The sequence below is a fragment of the Streptomyces sp. MS19 genome (assembly GCF_047200595.1).
Classification (GTDB): Bacteria; Actinomycetota; Actinomycetes; order Streptomycetales; family Streptomycetaceae; genus Streptomyces.
This window is the reverse complement of the sequence record NZ_JBJZOH010000001.1, coordinates 440,070-461,202: the sequence shown is the minus strand read 5'-3', so window position 1 is coordinate 461,202 and position 21,133 is coordinate 440,070. Positions and strand designations below refer to the sequence as shown.

General features: G+C 73.2%; 17 protein-coding genes and 1 pseudogene. 6 read left to right on the top strand and 12 right to left on the bottom strand.

The annotated features are described in order from the left end of the window. The first annotated feature begins 15 nt into the window (after positions 1-15). On the top strand, positions 16-717 hold the full coding sequence (gene hemQ / locus ACL02R_RS02150; RefSeq protein WP_412795070.1) for a hydrogen peroxide-dependent heme synthase: 702 nt from the start codon (positions 16-18) through the stop codon (positions 715-717). 58 nt (positions 718-775) lie between these two features. On the opposite strand, the gene ACL02R_RS02145 is transcribed toward hemQ, so the two are convergent. The 4 genes and pseudogenes from ACL02R_RS02145 to zapE form a co-directional block, all read right to left on the bottom strand. Next, entirely contained in the window at positions 776-1,735 is a 960-nt protein-coding gene (locus ACL02R_RS02145; protein ID WP_412795166.1) for a TIGR04222 domain-containing membrane protein, read from the bottom strand. A gap of 5 nt (positions 1,736-1,740) precedes the next feature. After that, positions 1,741-3,049 (bottom strand): annotated as a pseudogene (locus tag ACL02R_RS02140) (DUF692 domain-containing protein). Positions 3,050-3,166: 117 nt separating this feature from the next. Further along, positions 3,167-4,033, bottom strand: coding sequence for a PPK2 family polyphosphate kinase (locus ACL02R_RS02135; RefSeq protein ID WP_412795069.1), 867 nt, complete (start codon positions 4,031-4,033; stop codon positions 3,167-3,169). Between the two features lie 36 nt (positions 4,034-4,069). Continuing rightward, positions 4,070-5,125 carry a cell division protein ZapE gene (gene zapE / locus ACL02R_RS02130; RefSeq protein WP_412795068.1) on the bottom strand — a complete coding sequence of 352 codons (1,056 nt, stop codon included), beginning with the start codon at positions 5,123-5,125 and terminating at the stop codon, positions 4,070-4,072. 119 nt (positions 5,126-5,244) lie between these two features. Between zapE and ACL02R_RS02125 the strand changes: the two genes are divergently transcribed. The 4 genes from ACL02R_RS02125 to msrB all read left to right on the top strand — a co-directional run bounded on the left by ACL02R_RS02125 (position 5,245) and on the right by msrB (position 8,757). Then, on the top strand, positions 5,245-6,018 hold the full coding sequence (locus ACL02R_RS02125; RefSeq protein WP_412795067.1) for a pyrimidine reductase family protein: 774 nt from the start codon (positions 5,245-5,247) through the stop codon (positions 6,016-6,018). A gap of 279 nt (positions 6,019-6,297) precedes the next feature. Further along, entirely contained in the window at positions 6,298-6,762 is a 465-nt protein-coding gene (locus ACL02R_RS02120; RefSeq protein WP_412795066.1) for an indole-3-glycerol phosphate synthase, read from the top strand. A 130-nt stretch (positions 6,763-6,892) separates the two neighbouring features. Beyond that, entirely contained in the window at positions 6,893-8,314 is a 1,422-nt protein-coding gene (gene murC, locus ACL02R_RS02115; protein ID WP_412795065.1) for a UDP-N-acetylmuramate--L-alanine ligase, read from the top strand. 35 nt (positions 8,315-8,349) lie between these two features. Then, positions 8,350-8,757: a peptide-methionine (R)-S-oxide reductase MsrB gene (msrB, locus tag ACL02R_RS02110; RefSeq protein WP_362965865.1), complete on the top strand. Its 408-nt coding sequence runs from the start codon at positions 8,350-8,352 to the stop codon at positions 8,755-8,757. On the opposite strand, the gene ACL02R_RS02105 is transcribed toward msrB, so the two are convergent. Then, positions 8,720-9,682: a carbohydrate kinase family protein gene (locus tag ACL02R_RS02105; protein WP_412795064.1), complete on the bottom strand. Its 963-nt coding sequence runs from the start codon at positions 9,680-9,682 to the stop codon at positions 8,720-8,722. The two genes, msrB and ACL02R_RS02105, sit on opposite strands and share 38 nt — an antisense overlap. A 163-nt stretch (positions 9,683-9,845) precedes the next feature. Between ACL02R_RS02105 and ACL02R_RS02100 the strand changes: the two genes are divergently transcribed. Beyond that, the gene (locus tag ACL02R_RS02100; RefSeq protein WP_412795063.1) at positions 9,846-10,469 is read left to right on the top strand and encodes a LysE family translocator; all 624 of its coding nucleotides are present in this window, start codon (positions 9,846-9,848) and stop codon (positions 10,467-10,469) included. Positions 10,470-10,518: 49 nt separating this feature from the next. On the opposite strand, the gene ACL02R_RS02095 is transcribed toward ACL02R_RS02100, so the two are convergent. The 7 genes from ACL02R_RS02095 to ACL02R_RS02065 all read right to left on the bottom strand — a co-directional run bounded on the left by ACL02R_RS02095 (position 10,519) and on the right by ACL02R_RS02065 (position 21,031). Continuing rightward, entirely contained in the window at positions 10,519-11,076 is a 558-nt protein-coding gene (locus tag ACL02R_RS02095; RefSeq protein ID WP_412795062.1) for a DUF1062 domain-containing protein, read from the bottom strand. Between the two features lie 200 nt (positions 11,077-11,276). Further along, entirely contained in the window at positions 11,277-13,016 is a 1,740-nt protein-coding gene (gene treZ / locus ACL02R_RS02090) for a malto-oligosyltrehalose trehalohydrolase (RefSeq protein WP_412795061.1), read from the bottom strand. 55 nt (positions 13,017-13,071) lie between these two features. Next, positions 13,072-14,757 carry a glycoside hydrolase family 13 protein gene (locus ACL02R_RS02085; RefSeq protein ID WP_412795060.1) on the bottom strand — a complete coding sequence of 562 codons (1,686 nt, stop codon included), beginning with the start codon at positions 14,755-14,757 and terminating at the stop codon, positions 13,072-13,074. Positions 14,758-14,889: 132 nt separating this feature from the next. Beyond that, entirely contained in the window at positions 14,890-17,454 is a 2,565-nt protein-coding gene (locus ACL02R_RS02080) for a carbohydrate-binding protein (protein WP_412795059.1), read from the bottom strand. Positions 17,455-17,640: 186 nt separating this feature from the next. Continuing rightward, positions 17,641-18,528 (bottom strand): carbohydrate ABC transporter permease, encoded by an 888-nt coding sequence (locus ACL02R_RS02075; RefSeq protein ID WP_412795058.1) that lies wholly within the window; start codon positions 18,526-18,528, stop codon positions 17,641-17,643. Between the two features lie 13 nt (positions 18,529-18,541). Then, positions 18,542-19,540 carry a carbohydrate ABC transporter permease gene (locus ACL02R_RS02070; protein WP_412795057.1) on the bottom strand — a complete coding sequence of 333 codons (999 nt, stop codon included), beginning with the start codon at positions 19,538-19,540 and terminating at the stop codon, positions 18,542-18,544. Positions 19,541-19,702: 162 nt separating this feature from the next. Beyond that, positions 19,703-21,031, bottom strand: coding sequence for an ABC transporter substrate-binding protein (locus ACL02R_RS02065; protein ID WP_412795056.1), 1,329 nt, complete (start codon positions 21,029-21,031; stop codon positions 19,703-19,705). Positions 21,032-21,133: the final 102 nt, after the last annotated feature.

Below are 21,133 nucleotides of genomic sequence, written 5' to 3'. Positions count from 1 at the left end.
CGGGAGAATGACGCCATGACTGCTGCATCGCCCGGGAAGCGCGCCAAGGAACTGAACGACGTCATCCGCTACACCCTCTGGTCCGTCTTCAGGCTGCGCGACGTGCTGCCCGAGGACCGCGCCGGGTACGCGGACGAGGTCGCCGAGCTGTTCGAGCAGCTCGCCGCCAAGGACGTGACGGTGCGCGGCACGTACGACCTGTCGGGGCTGCGCGCCGACGCCGATGTGATGATCTGGTGGCACGCGGAGACGTCGGACGCGCTCCAGGAGGCGTACAACCGGTTCCGCCGCACGCGGCTCGGCCGGGCGCTGGAGCCGGTCTGGTCGAACATGGCGCTGCACCGGCCCGCCGAGTTCAACAAGTCGCACATCCCGGCGTTCCTCGCGGACGAGACGCCGCGCGAGTACGTGAGCGTCTACCCGTTCGTGCGCTCGTACGACTGGTATCTGCTGCCGGACGACGAGCGCCGCCAGCTCCTGGCGGAGCACGGGAAGATGGCGCGCGGCTACCCGGATGTGCGCGCCAACACCGTCGCGTCGTTCTCGCTGGGCGACTACGAGTGGATCCTCGCGTTCGAGGCGGACGAACTGCACCGCATCGTGGACCTGATGCGCCACCTGCGCGGCTCGAAGGCGCGGCTGTACGTGCGCGAGGAGATCCCGTTCTACACCGGGCGCCGCAAGCCGCTGGCGGAACTGGTCGCCGGGCTCGCCTGAGCCTCCCGCGGTCCCCGGCGCCGGGCGCGCCGGGGACCGGGCGGGGTCGGCGCCGGGGTCAGCCGCCGCCCCCGCAGCCACCGCCCCCACAGCCACCACCGCAGCTCGACCCGCCGCCGCAGCTGGAGCCGCCCCCGCAGCTCGACCCGCCGCCTCCGCTGTCGCCGCCGCCCCCGCTGTGGCCGCCGCCGTCACCGCCGCCGGTCCAGTCGCCCGACGAGCCGCACGCCGCCCCCCACGAGGCGCCGCCGTCCGCCACCGCGGGAGCCGCCGTGAAGGTGGAGACGGCCGCTGAGGTCAGGACGACCGTGGTCAGCTGGCGGCGCACCTTCGAGTCGGTCACCCCGTACGGGCCGTCGAGCGCCACCTGCGTCACCGGGGCCTTGGCCAGCCTGTACGGCGACCGGTGGCGCAGGCCGGCCAGGGCGGCGCGGCCCGCGTCGGTCAGGCGCCCGCGGCGCGGGCGCAGCGTGAACGCGGTGATCTGCACCAGCGTCGAGGCGGCGATCAGGACGAGGAGCGCCACCTCGCCCGTGACGACCGTCGCGACGAGCGTCGAGGCCGAGACCAGACCGGCGGCCAGCAGGGCGACCCACCCGGCGCGGCGCCAGGTCCGGTGCGTCCTCGGCTCCCACAGCAGGCCCCGCGAGAGCAGCGCGTCGCCGATCGCCTGGACCGGGCGCGAGGCGGCGAACGCCAGGACGACCTGGTCCGCCGGGGGGCGCCACGAGTCGCCGACCAGGGTGAGGAGTCCGCGTTCGAGGTCGTCGTCGGCGACCGGGCGTGTCACGTGGATCGCGCCGTCCTCGATCGTGAGCCTGCCCTTGCCGATCATGGCGCACAGCACGGTCTCCACGACGCGGCGCGGGCCGCCGGTGAGGAACGCCGTCTCGTACACGGAGCCCGTCGTCGTGGCCGCCAGCGACGGGAGGGCGCGGTGGGCCCGCGCGCGGGCGAGCAGGAGGTTCAGGAGGCCGGCCGCGAGGACGGCCGTCGCGGCGGCTGTGAAGAGGATCATGCTGGTCACCGGGCTTTCCGCTGGCTTCGTGTGCCGCGCCGCAGCCGGGCGAACCGGCCGGGCGGGGTGGGGGTGGTGCCGGGGTCCTCGCCCAGCCACCGGACCAGGCGATCGCGTACGGCGGGATCGAGGAGGACGGGATCGTTGCGGACGGGGTCGCCCGCGCCGGGGCCGCCGTCCGTGAGCAGGGCGCGGACGAACGCGGCGGCGTCCTGCCGGTAGCCGCCGGTCAGCGGCCGGGACCGGGTGTGCGCCAGCGCGAGGCGGCGGTAGGAGTCGCCGAGGATCTCGGGCAGTTGCGGGGCGATCTTCGCGATGACGTCCGCGCGTTTGGCGGCGAGCACGTCGCGCTGGACGCGGAGCCTGGCCGGGTCGAAACCGTCCGGGTCGGGCGCGCCCGCGGTGAGGGCGGCGAGCAGGGCGTACTGGGCGGCGCCGAGCCGGGCGCGTGCCGCTTCCGTGCCGTCCTGGGCACCGGGCGCGGTGGGCTCAGCCACGGCGTGCCCCCGTGAGCACGGCGCGGATGTCGTCCAGCTCGGCCGCCAGCTCGGCGGTGGGCGGGAAGGCCTCGTCGCGCTCCAGCAGCACCCCGGGCGGCTCGGTGCGGTCGCGCAGCATCTCCAGGACGCCGAGGACCTGCGGCGGGACGGGGTGCGCGTGGCTGTCGTGCCACACGCCGTCGCGTTCCACGCCGCCCGCGACGTGGACGTAGGCGAGGGCGTCGAGCGGCAGGGTGTCGAGGGCGGTGGCCGGGTCCTCGCCGCGGTTGACGTGATTGGTGTGCAGGTTGGCGACGTCGATGAGCAGGCCGACGCCGGTGCGCTCGACCAGCTCGGTGAGGAACTGGCCCTCCGTCAGCTCCTCGCCCGGCCAGTTCAGGACGGCCGCGATGTTCTCGACCGCGAGCGGCACGGGCAGCGCGTCCTGGGCGATCCGCACGTTCTCGCACAGCACGTCGAGCGCGTCCCTGGTCCTCGGCACGGGCAGCAGGTGCCCCGCCTCCAGGCCGCCCGCGCGGACGAACGCGATGTGCTCCGTGACGACGGGCGCGCCCAGCGACTCCGCCACCCTGGCCAGCCGCGCCAGCCGGGCGGGGGAGGGGCGTCCGGCGTCGCCCAGGCCCAGGGACACGCCGTGGGGTACGACGGTGGTGCCGCGTGCCCGGAGGCGTTCGAGTGCGTCGGGGAGGTGGTCGGGGCAGACGTTCTCCGCCACGACCTCCACCCAGTCGACACCCGGCAGTGCCTCGATGCCGTCGGCGATCTCGGGGCGCCAGCCGATGCCGGTGCCGAGTGTGCCGAAACGTGACCGCATGTCCCGCTCCCCCCGTGCGATGGTCCCGTCCCCTTCCGGGGTCAGTCTTCATCGCACGGGGGTGCCGCCAAACGACGGAGTGTCATGTTCAGAGGATTATCTGAGCTTTCTGGTGGCTCAGTCGCGGGCGGGGGCGGCGAGGCGCTCGTCGTGCAGCTTCGCGCGCAGGTCCGACGCGTCGTACCCCGCCGCCGGGTAGCGGGGGTCCATCTCCCGGAGGTGCGCCAGCAGGAGGCGGCTGACGGCCCAGTTGCGGTACCACTTGCGGTCCGCCGGGACGACGTACCAGGGCGCCGCGTCGGTCGAGCACCGTTCGAGCACCGCGGTGTACGCGCGCCGGTAGTCGGGCCACAGGGCGCGCTCCGAGATGTCGTTCGGACTCAGCTTCCAGTGCTTGTCCGCGCGGTCCAGGCGCCGCAGCAGGCGCTCGCGCTGCTCCTCGGGGCTGATGTGCAGGAAGACCTTCACCCACGTCACGCCGTCGTCGGCGAGCGCGCGCTCCCACGCGTCGATCTCGTCGAACCGCCGCTCCCACACCGGCTGCGGAACCATGCCGTGCACACGCACGACCAGCACGTCCTCGTAGTGCGAGCGGTCGAAGATGCCGATCTCGCCGGTCGCGGGCAGCGCCTTGCCGATCCGCCACAGGAAGTGCTGGTGCCGCTCCTCCTCGGTGGGCGCCTTGAACGCCCTGATGCGGCAGCCGGCCGGGTTGAAGTGGCTGACGACGTGCTTCACCGTGCCGCCCTTGCCCGAGGTGTCCATGCCCTGGAGGACGAGCACCAGGCGCCGCCGGTCGCCCGCCGTGGCGGCGGCGTAGAGCCGTTCCTGGAGCGCGGCCAGGTCGTCGGCCATGTCCGCCAGCTCTTCCTTCGCCCGCTTCTTGCCGCCGTCGAAGCCCGGCGTCGCCCCGGCCGGGTGCGCCGCGAGGTCCACCGGCGAACCGGGCGTGACGCGGAGCAGGCCGCGTATGTCTGTCCCCATGGGGAGATCGTGTACCCCGCCCGCGGCGTCCGCCACTCAGACGGCGGAGGGAAGTCCGTCCGCCTCGCGGGCCAGCGCGGTCAGCCGGGAGACGGCGCGCAGGTACTTCTTGCGGTAGCCGCCGTTCAGCATCTCGGGCGAGAACAGCCGGTCGAACGGGACGCCGGACGCGAGGACCGGCACCTCGCGGTCGTAGAGCCGGTCGGCGAGCACCACGAGGCGCAGCGCCGTGCTCTGGTCGGGGACCGGGCGGACGCCGGTGAGGCAGACGGCGGCCACGCCGTCGCACAGCGCCCCGTACCTGCTGGGGTGGACGCGCGCGAGGTGGCCGAGGAGCGCGCCGAAGTCGTCGAGCGACGCGCCCGGGACGGCGTGGGCGGCGGCGGTGACCTCCGCGTCGGGGCGCGGCGGCGGCGCCTGCGGCAGGCCGCGGTGCCGGTAGTCCTCGCCGTCGATCCGCAGGGCGCGGAAGTGGGCGGACAGGCCCTGGATCTCGCGCAGGAAGTCGGCGGCGGCGAACCGGCCCTCGCCCAGCTTGCCCGGCAGGGTGTTCGAGGTGGCGGCCAGGGCCACGCCCTCCCCGACCAGCCGGGACAGCAGGGAGGAGACGAGCACGGTGTCGCCCGGGTCGTCCAGCTCGAACTCGTCGATGCACAGCAGCCGGTGGCCGGAGAGGGTCGCGACCGTCTGCTGGAAGCCGAGGGCGCCGACCAGGTTCGTCAGCTCCACAAAGGTGCCGAACGCCTTCCGCTCCGGCGGGGCCGCCACCGCGTGCCACAGGGACGCGAGCAGATGCGTCTTGCCGACGCCGTAGCCCCCGTCGAGGTAGACGCCGCTGGGGCCGTCCCGCCGCCGCGGCGCGGGGCGGCGCGAGCGGAGCGGCCACAGGCCCCGGCGGGCGGTGCCGGCGGGCCCCGCGTCGCCGAGCCCGCCGGCGAACGCGCCCAGCGCCTTGACGGCCTCGGACTGGCTGGGCTGCGCGGGGTCGGGGATGTACGTGTCGAAGCGCGCCGCGTCGAAGCGGGGCGGCGGGACCAGTTCGGCCACCAGCCGCTCGGGCGGTACCTGGGGCTCCCTGCCGGTGAGTGACACCGGTCCTGGGGACGCTGGGGACGCGGACGTGCTGGGTGCGGACACAATCTCCCAGTCTAGGCGCCGCGGCCTGCCCCTTCCCCGTGGGACGTCCGCCGCCCTGTGCCACACTGCGGCGCATGCGACGCCTGTTCCCCGCCACCCAGGACCCCGACGCGACCACCGACCGGGAGTGGGAGGCGACCGAGATCGCCGACGCCTACGCGTACCCGGACGAGCACCGTGCCGGGGACGGCTGGCTGCGGGCCGACATGGTGTCCTCGCTCGACGGCGCCGCGCACCACGGGGGCAGGTCCAAGCCGCTGTCCAGCCCGGCCGACATGCGGATCTTCGGGGTGCTGCGGGCGCTGGCCGACGTCGTGGTGGTCGGCGCCGAGACGGTGCGGGAGGAGCAGTACCGCCCGGCGCGGCGGCGGGCGGAGTTCGCCGAGCGCCGCAGGGCGGCCGGTCAGACGTCGGTGCCCGCGATCGCCGTGGTCAGCGCGAGCCTGCACCTGGACTTCTCGCTGCCGCTGTTCACCGAGCCGGAGGTGCCGACGCTCGTCGTCACGGGCGCGCGGGCGCCGCACGCGGGGCTCGCCGCCGCGCGCACGGCGGGCGTCGAGGTCGTGACGGCCGGTGACGAGGCGGGCGTGGACCCCGTGCGGCTGAAGCGCGAGCTGGTCACGCGCGGGCACACGCGGCTGCTGACCGAGGGCGGGCCCCGGCTGCTGGGGCAGCTGGCCGCCGCCGGGGTGGTGGACGAGCTGTGCCTGGCCACGTCGCCGCGCTACACGGTCGGCACGGCGCCCCGGCTGATGAGCGGTCCCGAGATCGCGGACCCGCGGGAGATGCTGCTCACGGACCTGCTGGAGGACGGCGGGTTCCTCTTCGCGCGCTACCGCAGGGGCTGAACGGCGCGCGCCCGCCACCCGGGAGAGCGAATTGTCCCGCGCGGCCGTTGACTCGTCGGCGCGTGTCCGGGGTACACGCCCGGGTGCTCAGGGCGCCGCGGCGGCGCGCGCCGGGTCCGTGACCGTGACGGCGGTCCCGGAAGCCGACGTTCCGCTTCTCGCGTCCCGGGCAGACTGAACAACGCGACACCCCATGCGTCCCGGGGGAAGGATGGTTTCTGCCGGCGCGCGCGGGGTCCGGTTTCGACGAAGGGCGCTCATATGGTCACAACAATTCTGATGATCGAGAAAGCTATCGCGCCCACCGACGTGGAACTCGTCACCACCCTGCACGACGACGCGCCGCAGTCCGTCGTGGTCCTGATGCAGCCGCGCGGCGACCGGGACCAGCTGCTGCGGGCCCTGGACGACGTGGCGCTCGGCGAGTTCGGCACCGCCGTGCGCGAGGCGGACGTCCCCGAGGGCGCCACCGCGCCCGAGGAGCAGCCCGACTCGCCCGCCTCCGTCGCCCTGCGCCGCTCGCTGGACGCGCTGCGCGCGGCGGGCGCCGAGGCCGACGGGCGGCTGATCGGCGAGCATCCGCTCGACGTGCTGGCGGCGGTGGTCCGCGAGACGGGCGCGGACGAGGTGGTCGTCCTGACGGCGCCGCACTACGTCGAGGAGCTGTTCCACCGCGACTGGGCGTCCCGCGCCCGGCACAAGGTCGGCGTCCCCGTGCTGCGACTCTTCGCCCACGCCGAATGAGCCGGGGCCGTTCCGCGCGCGGCCTGGTGCGAGAATCGCCGCACCGGACCGGGAGACCCGGCCGGGACAGCTCCGCTGTCAGGAAGCCCCCTCGCCGTCAGGAGCCCCCCCGTTGTCTGGAGCGACGCGCATGACACCGGCCATCCCGCCCGCGCTGGAACGGCCCCACTTCGTCGGCATCGGCGGCGCCGGGATGTCGGGCATCGCCAAGATCCTCGCGCGGCGCGGCGCCGCCGTGTCCGGCAGCGACAGCCGTGACTCGGCGACCGCCACCGCGCTGCGGTCGGCCGGCGCCCGCGTCCACGTCGGGCACGCCGCCGAGCAGCTGGCGCCGGACGCGACCGCGGTCGTCGTCTCCAGCGCCATCAGGCCCGACAACCCGGAGCTGGCCGAGGCCGCGCGCCGCGGGCTGCCCGTCGTACACCGTTCGGACGCCCTCGCCGCCCTGATGGCGGACCACCGGGCGATCGCCGTGGCCGGGACGCACGGCAAGACGACGACGACCTCGATGCTCGCCGTCGCCCTCACCGCGCTGGGCCTCGCCCCGTCGTACGCCATCGGCGGCGACCTCGACGCGCCCGGGTCGAACGCGGAGCACGGCGACGGCGACCTCTTCGTCGCCGAGGCGGACGAGAGCGACCGCAGCTTCCACCGCTACGCGCCCGAGGTCGCCGTCGTCCTCAACGTCGAGCTCGACCACCACGCGAACTACGCCTCGATCGAGGAGATCCACGAGTCCTTCGCGCTGTTCGCCGACCGCGTCGTGCCCGGCGGCACGCTGGTCGTGAACGCCGACCAGGCCGGCGCGCGCGAGCTGACGGCGCGCCTCGCCGGGCGCGGGGGGCCGCGGATCGTCACGTACGGGGAGGCGCCGGAGGCCGACGTGCGGGTCACGCGCGTCGTGTCCGCCGGGCTGACCAGCGACGTCACCGTGGAACTCCCGGCGGGCGAGGGCGGGACCGGCCGGGAGGAGCTGACGTTCCGCGTCTCCGTGCCCGGCCGCCACTACGCGCACAACGCCGTCGCCGCCCTCGCCGCCGGTGTCGCCGCAGGGGTGCCCGCGGCCGGGCTCGCCGCCGCGCTCGGCACGTACACCGGCGTCCGCCGCCGCCTCCAGGTCAAGGGCGAGGCGGGCGGCGTCCAGGTCATCGACTCGTACGCCCACCACCCGACCGAGATGGCCGCCGACATCGAGGCCCTGCGCGGCGCCGCGGACCAGGCGGGCGGCCGGGTCCTCGTCGTCTTCCAGCCCCACCTGTTCAGCCGTACGCGCGAGCTGGGCGCCGAGATGGGGCAGGCGCTCGCCCTGGCCGACGCGTCGCTCGTCCTGGAGATCTACCCGGCGCGCGAGGACCCGCTGCCGGGCGTCACGAGCGCGCTGATCACCGACGCCGCCCGTACGGCGGGCGCGGACGTCCGCCCGGCCCCCGACCGCGACGCGGTGGCCGACACCGTCGCGGGAATGGCGAAACCGGGCGATCTCGTTGTCACCATGGGCGCGGGCGACGTGACGGACCTCGGTCCCGTCATCCTCGCCCGGCTCGGCGCGTGACGCGCCCAGGGAAGCAGGAGCAAGGAGAGAGCCCCGTGGCATACAAGGTCGAGAAGTCCGACGAGGAGTGGCGCCGGGAGCTGTCCGGCGAGGAGTACCACGTGCTGCGCGAGGCGGGCACGGAGCGCGCCTTCACCGGCGAGTACACCGACACCACGACCGTCGGCGTCTACAACTGCCGTGCCTGCGGCACGGAGCTGTTCAGGTCGGGCGAGAAGTTCGAGTCGCACTGCGGCTGGCCGTCGTTCTACGACCCGGCGCAGAGCGACGCCGTCGAGACGCGGACCGACACGTCCCTGCCCGGCAGGCCCCGCACCGAGGTGCTGTGCGCCACCTGCGGCTCGCACCTCGGGCACGTCTTCGAGGGCGAGGGCTACGACACGCCCACCGACCTGCGGTACTGCATCAACTCCATCGCCATCCGGCTGGAGCCGCAGGGCTGAGCCCGTTCAGCTCGCTCACCGCCGCGGCCAGTTCCGCGGCGGTGATCTGCCGTTCGTGCGTCCCGTACTGCGTGCAGGCGAACGCGCCGGACACCAGCCCGGCCAGCACGCAGCCCTCCGGGGGCGCGCCGTCCAGCCTGCTGTGCAGGAACGCCGTCACGAACGCGTCGCCCGCCCCGTTGCTGTCCACCACGGGCAGCGGCGGGACGACGGCCGGGTGGTGCGTGACCGTCCCGCCTGCCGCAGCGTCCAGCACGTACGCGCCCCGCTCGCCGTCGGTGGCGACGACCAGGCGCGCCCGTCCCTCGTCCAGGATCATCCGCATCACGTCGCCGGTCCGCTCGCCGGCGGAGGCGGCGCTGAGGAAGACGGTGTCGCAGCCGAGGGCCCATGGCAGCGCGTCGGGGGCGATGCCGTCCCAGGCGTGCAGGTCGGTGGACGTGGGGATGTCCCTTTCGGCCAGTTCGCCGACCAGCTCGCGGGTGAAGCCGCTGCGGGAGAGGTGGACGTGGCGCGCCCGTGTCGCGTGGGCGAGTGCGAAGTCCAGCGGCATCAGCAGGTCGTCGGGATGGCGGCCGTCGTAGAAGGAGAAGCGCCGCCCCCGGGCGTCCACCAGGTTGACGCTGCGGGGCGTGCCGTTGGGCGCGGGCAGCGTGTCGAGGTCCACCCCGGCGGCGGCGAAGCGCTCGCGGACCTGCGCGCCCTGGAGGTCGTCGCCGAGATAGTCGATGAACTGGGTCCTGCGGCCGAGCGCGTGGAAGCCGAGCGCCGCGCCCGTGCCGGTGTGGGCCACGTAGTCCCGGACGGGCGGGACGCCGACCGAGTCCCCGCCGGGGATCACCAGTTCGTCCACGCGGACGATGGTGTCCACCCCGGAGCCCCCCACCACGAGCACGTCGTAGGGCTGCTGAGTCGTGTCGATCATCGGTGGATCGTACTTCGGCGCCCGCCTGTGGACAGCCCGGTGGAAAGCCGTGGCGGGCGCGGACAGAATGGCCTTGAGTTGACCGAGAGGACCGAGAGGACCGAGAGGACCGAGAGGACCGAGAGGACCGAGAGGACCGAGGGGACCGGGAAACATGGGGAACATGGGGGGCCAATTCGCCGCCTTCATCGGCGCCTGCATGCTGATCGCCCTCTCACCGGGGCCGAGCACCGTGCTGATCGTCCGCCAGTCCCTGCGCAGCCGCCGGGCCGGGATGTGGACGGTGCTGGGGAACGAGAGCGGCGTCTTCGTCTGGGGCCTGTGCGCCGCCCTCGGCCTGACGGCGGTGCTGGAGGCGTCGCGGGTCGCTTACGACGTGATCCACATGGTCGGCGCGGTCGTACTGCTCGGCTTCGGCGTCCAGGCGCTACGCGCCGCGCGGCGGGGCGACCTCGCCGGGCTCGCCCCGGCCGCGCCCGCCGAGGGGGCCACCGACTGGCGCGACTACCGGTCGGGGCTGCTGCTGAATCTGGCCAACCCGAAGGCGGGCGTCTTCGCGCTGGCGTTCCTGCCGCAATTCGTGCCGGAGGGGGCGCCGCACTTCGCGGCGATGGTGGCGCTGGCGGCCATCTGGGCGGTCTTCGAGGTCGGCTTCTACGCCTGCTACGTGTGGGGCGTCAGCCGCCTGTCCGTCACGCTGTCCCGGCCCGGTGTACGGCGCAGGCTGGAGCAGATATCCGGCGGTGTGATGATCGCCCTCGGGATACGGCTCGCGCTGGAGACGTGACCGGGGCGGGACACGGACCGCCCGCGTCCCGCCCCGGTGTCCCCGACCCCTATCCGGCCGATCCCATGAGGACGAACGAGAAGTCCCGTCTTGTCCTGCGGTTCAGCGGGATGTCGGTCTTGACCCTGGCGGCGATCTCCTTGCGGCCGATGCCCAGGCCCTGGGCGAGCAGCCGTTCCGGACGGACCGGCACGGAATCGGCGAAGGCGACCGTGATCCGCAGGGGCCACGGACTGTCGGCGGGCACGGGGGGCGCGTCGAGTTCCCAGCACCCGTCCCAGGCGAGCGCGAACCGGTTGCGCCGGGCGAGCTGCGGGTCGAGGAGGGTGTCGGCGACCAGGGACGGCGAGTCGGCCGCGTACCCGGCCAGGAGAACGGGCGGCAGGGCGCGGACCGGGACGCGGTCGTGGACGGTGAGCTTGCCGGTCCGGTCGCATGCGAGGCAGTTGACCAGGAGCCAGACGTCGAGACGCTTGCCGTTGGCGTTGACGCGGAACTTGCCGTCGCCGACGGTGGCGTGGCCGTGGGAGCAGGCCACGCAGCGCAGGGCGAGCAGGGGCAGGCGGGTGCGCCGCACGGCCCAGGACAAGACGGCAGGGGGCAGCACGGTATGAAGGTGTGAGGACATGATCTCTCTGAAGACCTGACGAGGGCATGGGAAAGAGAGCCGGCGGTCACGCCGGCGACCGATGCGCTGGGAGATGTCAGGTTCAGAGAGCGGGCGGCGTCATGCGCGCGGAGTCCTCACGTAGGGAAGGGCACAGGCTATGCCGCCGCTCCCCGCGGCGGCCACCCGGTTTCGCGGCGTCAGTCCTCGCGCAGCAGCACGACCACCGACTCCGGCGGCAGGCCCAGGCGGCCGTCCGCCTCCCGCGCCGCCTTCTCGTCCGACGCGGCCAGCGGCGTCCACAGTCCCTCGCCCAGAGGCACCCGGGCGCGCGCGTCCGCCGAAAGGTTCGCCGCGACCGTCAGCGGCCCGGCGTGCACCACCAGCCAGCCCGCCTCCTGGTCGTGCGCCACCGACATGTCGGCCAGCGTCAGGTCCGCCGGGAGGTAGCGTTCGCGCAGCGCGATCAGCCGCCGGTGCCAGCCGAGCAGCCACGGCTCGTCGTCGCCCTCGGGCCACTCCAGGCAGGAACGGTCACGCGTCGCCGGGTCCTGCGGGTCGGGGATGTCGCCCTCCGCCCACCCGTGCGCCCCGAACTCCCGCCGCCGCCCCGTGCGTACCGCCTCCGCGAGGTCGGGGTCCTGGTGGTCGGTGAAGTACTGCCACGGCGTCGTCGCGCCCCACTCCTCGCCCATGAACAGCATCGGCGTGAACGGCCCGCACAGCACCAGCGCCGCCCCCACCGCCTGCCGCCGCGGACCGGTCAGGGCCGCCAGCCGGTCGCCCAGCGCGCGGTTGCCGATCTGGTCGTGCGTCTGGTCGTACCCCACCAGCCGGTACGCGGGCGTCGACGGGTCGAGCCTGCGGCCGTGCGACCTGCCGCGGAACGCCGACCAGCCGCCGTCGTGGAAGAAGCCGCGCGTCAGGGTGGCCGCGAGCGCGTCGAGCGGGGCGCGGGCGAAGTCGGCGTAGTAGCCCTGGGACTCGCCGGTCAGCGCCGCGTGCAGGGCGTGGTGGAAGTCGTCGTTCCACTGCCCGTGGAGGCCGAGGCCGTTGCGGTCGCGCGGCGCGGTGGTGCGCGGGTCGTTCCGGTCGGACTCGGCGATCAGGAACAGCGGCCTGCCCACCTCGGCGGCCAGCGCGTCCACGCCCGCCGACAGCTGCGCGAGCACGTGCTCGGCGCGGTCGTCGGCCAGCTCGTGCACGGCGTCGAGCCGCAGCCCGTCGAGCCGGAAGTCCCGCAGGAACGCGAGGGCGCTGCCGACGAAGTACGCGCGGACCTCGTCCGAGCCGGGTGCGTCCAGGTTCACCGCCGAGCCCCACGGCGTGTGGTGGCGGTCGGTGAAGTACGGGCCGAAGTCGGGCAGCCGGTTGCCCGACGGGCCGAGGTGGTTGTGCACCACGTCCAGGACCACGCCGAGGCCGTGCCCGTGCGCCGCGTCCACGAACCGTTGCAGCCCCTCCGGCCCGCCGTACGGCTCGTGCACCGCCCACGGCGCCACCCCGTCGTACCCCCAGCCGTGGCGGCCGGGGAACGGGCAGACCGGCATCAGCTCGACGTGCGTCACGCCGAGCTGCGCCAGGTGCCCGAGCCGCCCGGCCGCCGCGTCGAAGGTGCCCTCGGGGGTGAACGTGCCGATGTGCGTCTCGTACAGCACCGCGCCCGGCAGGCCGCGCCCCGACCAGGGGTGCCGCCAGGGGAAGGCGGTCAGGTCCACCACCGCCCCGGGGCGTTCCGGCCCGTCCGGCAGGCGGCGGGCGCGTGGGTCGGGCAGAACCTGCCCGTCGTCGAGCGCGAAGCCGTACCGGTCGCCCGGCGCGGCCTCCTCCCGCGCCGTCCACCAGCCGGCGCGGGAGGGGTCGGGGTCCATGGGGGCGGACCGTCCTGACAGGTCAAGCGTGACGCGGTGCGCGTGGGGTGCCCATACCTCGAACAGCATGGGCACCATGCTCCGCGCACCGCGCCGCCGGGGCAATCACGCCACGACGGGCACGTCAGGTGGCGGTGAGCCAGACGCAGGTGTCGGCCGGCAGCAGCGTGCCGCCCGCCATGTCCGGCGTCAGCGGTCCGCTGGCGAGCAGCACCCCGGCGTGATCCGGCAGGGCAACGGGCTCCTGGCCGAGGTTGGCCACGCAGCGGAACGTCTCGCCGCGCCCGAAGTCCAGGACACCCGCCCCGTCGTCGGCCGGCGTGAGCCACCGGAGCGTTTCCGGCAGGCGGGTCAGGTGCGCGCGGCGCAGGGCGAGTGCGGCTCGGTAGAGGGAGAGCACCGAGGAGACGTCGGCGAGCTGCGTCTCCACGGTCAGACCGGCCCAGTCGGCGGGCTGGGGCAGCCACGGCCCGGTGGCGGAGTCGTCGGGGGAGAAGCGGAGGGAGGGCGACCCGGGTGACCAGGGCAGCGGGATGCGGCAGCCGTCGCGGCCGGGGTCGGCGCCGCCCGAGCGGACGAAGGTGGGGTCCTGGCGGAGGTGGTCGGGGAGGTCCTGGACCTCGGGAAGGCCGAGTTCGTCGCCCTGGTAGACGTAGACGCCGCCGGGCAGGGCGAGGGACAGGAGGGCGGCGGCGCGGGCGCGGCGGCGGCCGAGATCCGTGTCGCTGAGGTCGCCCAGGCGTTTGTCGGCCATGTCGAACGAGGTGTCCTCGCGGCCGTAGCGGGTGACGTGACGGATGGTGTCGTGGTTGGACAGCACCCAGGTGGGGGGCGCGCCGACGGGGGTGTGGGCGGCGAAGGTGGCGTCGATGACGCGCCGCAGGACCCGCGCGTCCCAGGGGGAGCAGAGGAAGTCGAAGTTGAAGGCGGAGTGCAGTTCGTCGGGGCGCAGGTAGCGCGCGTACTGCTCGGGGCTCGGCAGCCAGACCTCGCCGACCAGAATTCTGTCGCCGGGGTAGCTGTCGACGATCTTGCGCCAGTCGCGGTAGATGTCGTGGACGCCGTCGCAGTCCTGGTAGGGCAGGTCGGTGATGTCGGGGGCGGGGCCGACGTCCGGCAGGCCCGGCTTCTTGACCAGACCGTGGGCCACGTCGATACGGAAGCCGTCGGCGCCGCGCTTGAGCCAGAAGTGCAGGATGTCCTCGAACTCGGCGCGCACCTTCGGGTGTTCCCAGTGGAGGTCGGGCTGCTCGGGGGCGAACATGTGCAGGTACCAGGGGCCGGGTGTGCCGTCCGCCTCGGTGACGCGGGTCCAGGCGGGGCCGCCGAAGTAGGACTGCCAGTCGTTGGGCGGCAGCTGCCCGTGCTCGCCGCGTCCGGGCAGGAACCAGAACCGGTCGCGTTCGGGCGAGCCGGGACCGGCCGCCAGCGCCTGCTGGAACCAGGGGTGCCGGTCGGAGCAGTGGTTGGGCACGAGGTCCACGATGACCCGCAGGCCGTGGGCATGCGCCTCGGTGATCAGTTCCTCCGCCTCGGCGAGCGTCCCGAACAGCGGGTCGATGTCGCGGTAGTCGGCGATGTCGTAGCCCGCGTCGGCCATGGGGGAGACGAACCAGGGGTTCAGCCACAGGGCGTCCACGCCGAGGTCACGCAGGTACGGAAGGCGGCTGCGGATGCCGGCGATGTCTCCGATGCCGTCCCCGTTGGCGTCCGCGAAACTGCGCAGGTAGATCTGGTAGATCGCGGCGGTGCGCCACCAGGGTGTCGCGGTGGCGCGTTCCGCGCCGGTCGTGACGGTCTGGGTGGTCATGCGGGGCTCCTTCGGAGTCTCGTACGGGACCGGCCGGGTCCGGCCCCGCCGCGTCGCTGGGGCGGGGCCGGACCCGGCTCGGGTGTCCTGTCCCGGGTCCGCTTCGGTGTGGGCCCGGTCAGGCGTGGGGCGTCACCAGCCGCTGTTGCCGGTGCCGCGGGTGAGGGTGAAGCCGCCGGTCAGGCTGAGGCCCCCGGCCGGGGCGGCGCTGACGCGGACCCCGGAGAACGTGCCGGCGCCCCGGGCGTGGATCTCGATGCCGTGGGTGCCGGGACGGGTGACGGTGACGTCGTCGACGGTGAGGTTGCCGACGGTCCGTTCCCAGGTGACGAGGATTCCGCTGTAGGTGGCGTCGACGATGTCGATGTCGCGGACGACGACGGGAGCGGTGATGTCACCGGTGCCGACGGTGTTGCCCGGGTCGGCGTAGATCCACAGGGCGCCGAACTCGCTGTTCCAGTTGGGCTCGTAACCCCCGGCGCGCAGCAGCGTGTTGTGCTGCACGGAGGTGGTGCCGCTGAAGGCCACCGGGTCGAAGCGGCTGCTGATCGCGATGCCGGCCGCGGCGGTGACCGTGTCGGCGATCAGGTTGTGCTCCACCCTGTTGGCGTGTCCGCCGTAGACGGCGGCGCCGTTGGCCAGCATGGGGAGTTGCACGGTGTTGTGGCGGAAGGAGCTGTCCCGGGTGGCCTGTCCGCCGGACCACATGGCCAGCGCGTCGTCACCGGTGTTACGGACGCTGCTGTGGGAGATCTCGGTGCCACGGGTGCCGGAGTAGAGGTTGACACCGTCGGCGTACGTGTCGCGGATGCGCAGACCCGTGGCGAGCAGGCCCTGCGTGCCCGCGTTGGTCCAGATGCCGACCTTGCTGTGCTCGACCCACACGTTCTGGAATGTGGACCCGCTGCCGAAGTCGCCCTCGAACATGGCCCGTTGGCCGCTGTCGTCGCGTACGGTGCTGCCGCCGTCGACCGCGAGGTCCTGCACGGTGCTGGTGCCGCCGCGTCCGGTGAAGGTGCCGTGTCCGTCGCTGCCCTGGAGCAGCGTGTGCCAGGGCCCGGCGCCGCGCAGGGTGACGCCGTTCAGGATGATCTCACCGGAGACGCGGTAGGTGCCGGCGGGCAGCCACAGGCCCCGGCCGGACGAACGTGCCTGTTCGAGCGCGGAGTTGAGGGTCGCCGTGTCGTCGCCGCCGTCACCGGGGGTCACACCGAGGTCCACGGCGGAGACGAACCCCGAGGCCGGCATGGCGTAGGCGCCGGGGGCGTTCTCGGCCTCGACGAGGTCGAGGGTGTACGAGGACGCCTGGTCGCCGCTGTCCTTCTGGAACCGCAGCACGGTCCCGGCCGGGTAGGTGGTGCCCAGCAGCACGCGGGACTCGTCGAAGAACCGGTGCGCGCTGCCCTCGCCCGGGTTGTTGGTGTAGGGGTAGGCGCCGTAGACCCATGCGTGCCTTGACGTCAGGTTCAGGTCCCTGATCTGCGTGCCGCCCGCGTACAGGCTGAGGGTGGCGTCGGTGCCGGTGCCCGAGGCGTTGTCGGGGAGGGAGTGGCGCAGGGTCAGCGCGTTCGCCGCCTGGGTCAGCCGCACCTCGACGTACTCGCCGGTCCGGTCGAGGACGACGGCGTCACGTCCCGAGGCTTCTGCGGCGGGCCGCAGGTACTCGCGGCTGACGCCGAGGCGTGCGGCACCGGCGGAGAGGGTGCCGGCCTCGGCCTCGTAGGAGGTGTACGGCAGGATCGCGCCGCGGTCCGGGGCGGCCTGCGCGTCGGCGACCGTGATCCCGTCGAGCTGGAAGGCGCCGTTGTCACCCTGCTCGGTCCGCAGGGTCACGGTGTTCAGGCCCGTGCGCAGCGGGGCGGCGACGGTGCGGGTGGCCCAGGCGCCCGAGGTGCCGGGCAGGGAGACCTGTCCCGTCCTGGTGCCGTTGACGGTGAGGGTGACGGTCGCGGCCGTGGCGCCGGTGGTGCGGTACCGCGTGGTCACGTCGCGGGAGGCGGCTGTCGCGCTGCCGACGGCGAACACGGCGCGGCTGCCGGTGGCGGTGAACCCGTCGAGGTAGGTGGTCGTGCCGCTGGTCGCGGTGGACGGGCCGCCGGAGAAGAAGGCGTCCTCGGCCTGGAACGCCGGGGTGCCGGGCGGGTCCGGGTCGGGCCCTGGACCGGTGGGCAGGGTGGGGACGAGGTTGTCGAGGTTGATGTTGCCGGTGTCGTTGGTGGTGAAGGTGAGGGCGAGGGTGTTGGTGCCGGTGCGGAGGGGGATGGTCTGGTCGGTGGTGGTCCAGGTGTCCCAGTTGGCGGTGGGGGCGAAGGTGATGTGCCGTGTGTAGGTGCCGTTGACGTACAGGCTCAGGGTTTTGGGGGAGCCGGTGCCGTTGGCGTAGCGGATGCGGGCGTTGCCGTTGCCCGTGGTGGGGGAGGTGAGGGTGAAGGTGGTGGAGGCGGTGCCTCGGTTGCCGTCGGTGTAGCCGCCGACGAAGCCGGTGCCGGTGTAGCCGGAGTGGTCGTTCGCCACCGTCGTCCCGCCGGAACGGGCGGCGGACTCCGCCTCCAGCAGGATGCCGGCGGCTGCGGCGGTGCCCATGGTGCCGGGTACCGACAGGGCCGCGCCTGCCAGGACGGATGTCAGGGCGATGGCGCACAGGCGGGCGCTGATGCGTGTTCTTCGGGGTGGGGAGTGCCGGAACGAGGTGCTCATCGTCGAGTACCAGCCTTTCGACGGGTGCCAGGTCCTCGCGGGACCGAGCGCCTTGGGGGGTGCGCCGCGATCGTCGGTCGCGGCGGTGGTACGGCGGGAAAAGTCCCGGCGGCCCGGGGGCACGCGGGCATGCCCGCCCTGTCGCCGGCCCGAACGGGCGGCCGGCGAGAGCGTGGAGGCGTGGTGTCAGCCTTTGAGGCTGCCGGCGGTGAGGCCGGCGATGATGTGCCGCTGGAAGATCAGGAACAGGATCAGCAGCGGCACGGAGGCCATCACCATGCCGGCCAGCAGCTGGTTGACCGGCATGTCGGCCGACAGGTTGTTGAGCGCGACGGTGATGGGCTGCTCGGCCGGGTCGGGCAGGACGAGCATCGGCCACAGGAAGTCCTTCCAGACCCCCACGACCGCGAAGATCGACACCACCGCCAGGACGGGGCGGGACAGCGGCAGGACCACGGAGACCAGGACGCGCAGGCTCCCGGCGCCGTCGATGCGGGCCGAGTCGAGGAGATCGGTGGGGATCTGGTCGAAGAACCGCTTCAGGATGAAGATGTTGAACGCGTTGGCGGAGGCGGGCAGCCAGATCGCCCACGGTGTGTTGATCAGGTTCGTGTGGATCAACGGCACGTCCACGACCGTCAGATACGTGGGGACCAGCAGGGCGGACACCGGCAGCATGAGGGTCGCCAGCATCGCGCCGAGCACCACGTTCCCCAGGATCGGCCGTAGCTTGGACAGCGCGTACGCGGCGGCGACCGCGATGCTGAGCTGGATGAACCAGGCGCCGAGCGCGAGGACGACCGTGTTCCAGAAGTAGCGGCTCAGGCCCATGTTGGACCAGGCTTCCGAGTAGTTCTCCGGCTGCCAGGACTCGGGGATGAACGTGGGACTCGAACGGGCCAGCTCGGTGGCGGACTTCAGCGCGCCGGACGCCATCCAGTACAAGGGGAACAGGAACGCGAGGGTGAACCCGATCAGGGTCATGCCCAGGACGAAGCGGTAGATCCACCGACCGGTGCGGTGGGTCATCTCGCTGGGGGCGATCAGGGTGCGGACAGGGGTTTCGTCGGCCATGGCGGATCCTCCTTCAGCCTCGGGTCCGGGTCAGGCGCAGGTAGAGGGCGGCGAAGACGCCCAGGACGAGGAAGAGGATCGTGCTCATGGCGCTGGCCATGCCGAAGTCGTTGTAGATGAAGGCGTACCGGTACAGCAGGAGCAGGACGGTGACCGTGGCGTCGTCGGGTCCGCCGCCGGTGAGGATGTACGGCTCGATGAACACCTGCATGGTGCCGAGCACCTGGAGCAGCAGCGTGATCATCAGGATGAACCGCATCTGCGGGATGGTCACGTGCCACAGCCGCCGGCGGATCGAGGCGCCGTCCAGCTGGGCCGCCTCGTACAGTTCGCCGGGGATGTTGCTGAGCGCCGCCAGGTAGATCAGCGTGGTGGTGCCCATGTTGGCCCAGGTGGAGACGAGGACCAGGGAGACCATCGCCATGTTCTCCGACTCCAGCCACTGCTGCGGCGGGATGCGGACGATCTCCAGCGCGTTGTTCAGCAGGCCGGGGCCGGGGTCGTAGATCCAGCGCCACAGCAGCATGGTCACGATCGGCGGCAGCATGACCGGGAGGTAGACGGCCATGCGCAGGTACGCGCGGCCGTGCCGGAGTTCGTTGAGCACCACGGCCGTGAGGAACGGCGCGGCGAAGCCGAAGATCAGCGCCAGCACGGTGAAGTAGGCGGTGTTGCGCCAGGCCGTCGCGAACAGGGGGTCGTCGAAGAGCCGTTGGAAGTTGTCCAGGCCGACCCACTTGTCCGCGCCGGTGAACGTGACCTGCTGGAAGCTGAGCAGGACACCGCGCACGATCGGGTACCAGGAGAACAGCGCGAAGCACAGGAGACCGGCCGCCAGGAACAGGTAGGCGACGAGGTTCTGGCGGACCCGGGCCCGGACCCGGGGCCGGTGGCGTGGGGAGCGGCCCGTGGCCCGGGGGCGTGGCTCCTGCGGGTACCCGCTCGCTGAAGGGTGGCCGGCCTCGCCGGCCGGGCCGGTGTCCGGTGCTGCTGTCAGGTGCTCAGCCGTCATTGTCCGTCTCGGTCCATCTCGGTCCATCTCGATTCACCACGTGTCCGGCCCGGCGGCGGGACGGGAAGGGCGGGCCGGTGACCCGGCCGGCGCTCGGTCGCGGAGGTGGTCCTGACCTTCCTGGCCCGGGGGAGGGCCGGGGCAGGACCACCTCCGCCGCACTCACTCGACGGTGGCGAGGATGCCGTTGACCCTGTCCTCGGCCTCGGACAGCAACTGGTCGAAGTCGGCGTCCTCCTCGGTCAGCACGGCCTGCATGACGCCGTCGAGCACCGTGTAGATCTGCTGGGCGTTCGGCGGCTCGACCAGGGTCTCGACCTCGGGGCTGCGCGTGACGAACGGCTCGTAGTTCTCCACCGGGACGTTGGCGTATTCCTGGTGGACGGCGTCGACTACCTCCTGCGCCTCGCCGGACCACAGGTCGGGCTGCGGCAGGCCGATCGGGATGTCCGCCTCCACCGAGGCGATGGTCTTCTCCTCTTCCCGGTCGGGGTTGAGGTACTTCCACTGGATCCAGGCCAGGCCGGCCTCGATCTCCGCAGGGGACGCGTCCGGGTTGAACATGAACCCGTCGCCGCCGCCGAGCGTGGCGGACCCCGGCATCGCCGTCAGGCCGTAGTCGTCGTACTTCTGCTCGAACTGCTTGACGATGGTGGGGATGTTGTCGGGGCCGGCCAGGTACATGCCGAGCTGGCCGCTGCCCATCATCCGCTGGACGTCGGCGATCTCCAGGAGCTGGCGGGTCCCCATGCTGTCGTCGGTCCACCGCATGTCGTGCAGCGTCTGGAGGGCCGACCTGCCCGCCTCGTCGTTGAACGCGGCCCGCCAGCCGTCGTCGGTCTCCTCGGCGACCAGCCCGCCCATCGAGTAGATCCAGGCGGTCAGGTGCCAGCCGCCCTGGTTGTTCTTGCTGTAGTCCGCGAAGCCGACGGTGTCGTCGCCGAGCCCGGCGATCGCGTCGGCCGCCTCGCGGACCTCCTCCCAGGTGGCCGGCGGCGCGTCCGGGTCCAGGCCGGCCTGCCGGAACAGCTCCCGGTTGTAGAGCAGCCCCATGGAGTAGTTGCCCGTCGGCAGCCCGTAGACGCGGCCCTCGCCGTCCTCGAACACCTCCCGCAGCTCGGGACGGACGTCCGCCACCCACGGCACGTCGTCGAGGTAGTCGGTGATGTCCGCCGCCTGCCCGCGCTGGATCAGCCCGGCCGGGTCGGTGAAGTAGACGTAGAAGACGTCTTCGAGCTGCCCGCCGGCCAGCTTGGCGGAGAAGGTCTCCGGGTCCATCAGGCCCTCACGGGCGTCGATGCGGATGTCCGGGTGCGCGTCCTCGAACGCCGCGATGTCGTCCTCGAAGTTCTGCCGGTCGATCGTCTGGGTCTCTGGCGGCAGCCCGTTGACCGTGATCGTGACGACCCCGTCCTCCGCCTCGGGGGAGGAGTCGCCGCCGCAGGCGGCGAGGCCGAGCACCAGCGCGCCGGCTATGCCGGCCCCGGCCATTCTGCGTGTTCTGGGACCAATCATGAGGAGATGTGCCTTCCTGCGCGGGCGACAGCGACGCTCCTGTGGCCCGGAGGTGACGGACGCGGCGACTGCCAGGGA

Bases quoted from the DNA above. Each gene is read 5' to 3' on its own strand.
- ACL02R_RS02080 (WP_412795059.1), bottom strand. From the start codon at position 17,454: ATGAGCACCTCGTTCCGGCACTCCCCACCCCGAAGAACACGCATCAGC.
- treZ (WP_412795061.1), bottom strand. From the start codon at position 13,016: ATGCTGTTCGAGGTATGGGCACCCCACGCGCACCGCGTCACGCTTGAC.
- ACL02R_RS02105 (WP_412795064.1), bottom strand. From the start codon at position 9,682: ATGATCGACACGACTCAGCAGCCCTACGACGTGCTCGTGGTGGGGGGC.
- ACL02R_RS02120 (WP_412795066.1), top strand. From the start codon at position 6,298: ATGATCGAGAAAGCTATCGCGCCCACCGACGTGGAACTCGTCACCACC.
- ACL02R_RS02065 (WP_412795056.1), bottom strand. From the start codon at position 21,031: ATGGCCGGGGCCGGCATAGCCGGCGCGCTGGTGCTCGGCCTCGCCGCC.
- hemQ (WP_412795070.1), top strand. From the start codon at position 16: ATGACTGCTGCATCGCCCGGGAAGCGCGCCAAGGAACTGAACGACGTC.
- ACL02R_RS02075 (WP_412795058.1), bottom strand. From the start codon at position 18,528: ATGGCCGACGAAACCCCTGTCCGCACCCTGATCGCCCCCAGCGAGATG.
- ACL02R_RS02100 (WP_412795063.1), top strand. From the start codon at position 9,846: ATGGGGGGCCAATTCGCCGCCTTCATCGGCGCCTGCATGCTGATCGCC.
- ACL02R_RS02135 (WP_412795069.1), bottom strand. From the start codon at position 4,033: ATGGGGACAGACATACGCGGCCTGCTCCGCGTCACGCCCGGTTCGCCG.
- ACL02R_RS02125 (WP_412795067.1), top strand. From the start codon at position 5,245: ATGCGACGCCTGTTCCCCGCCACCCAGGACCCCGACGCGACCACCGAC.
- ACL02R_RS02085 (WP_412795060.1), bottom strand. From the start codon at position 14,757: ATGACCACCCAGACCGTCACGACCGGCGCGGAACGCGCCACCGCGACA.
- murC (WP_412795065.1), top strand. From the start codon at position 6,893: ATGACACCGGCCATCCCGCCCGCGCTGGAACGGCCCCACTTCGTCGGC.
- ACL02R_RS02145 (WP_412795166.1), bottom strand. From the start codon at position 1,735: ATGATCCTCTTCACAGCCGCCGCGACGGCCGTCCTCGCGGCCGGCCTC.
- ACL02R_RS02070 (WP_412795057.1), bottom strand. From the start codon at position 19,540: ATGACGGCTGAGCACCTGACAGCAGCACCGGACACCGGCCCGGCCGGC.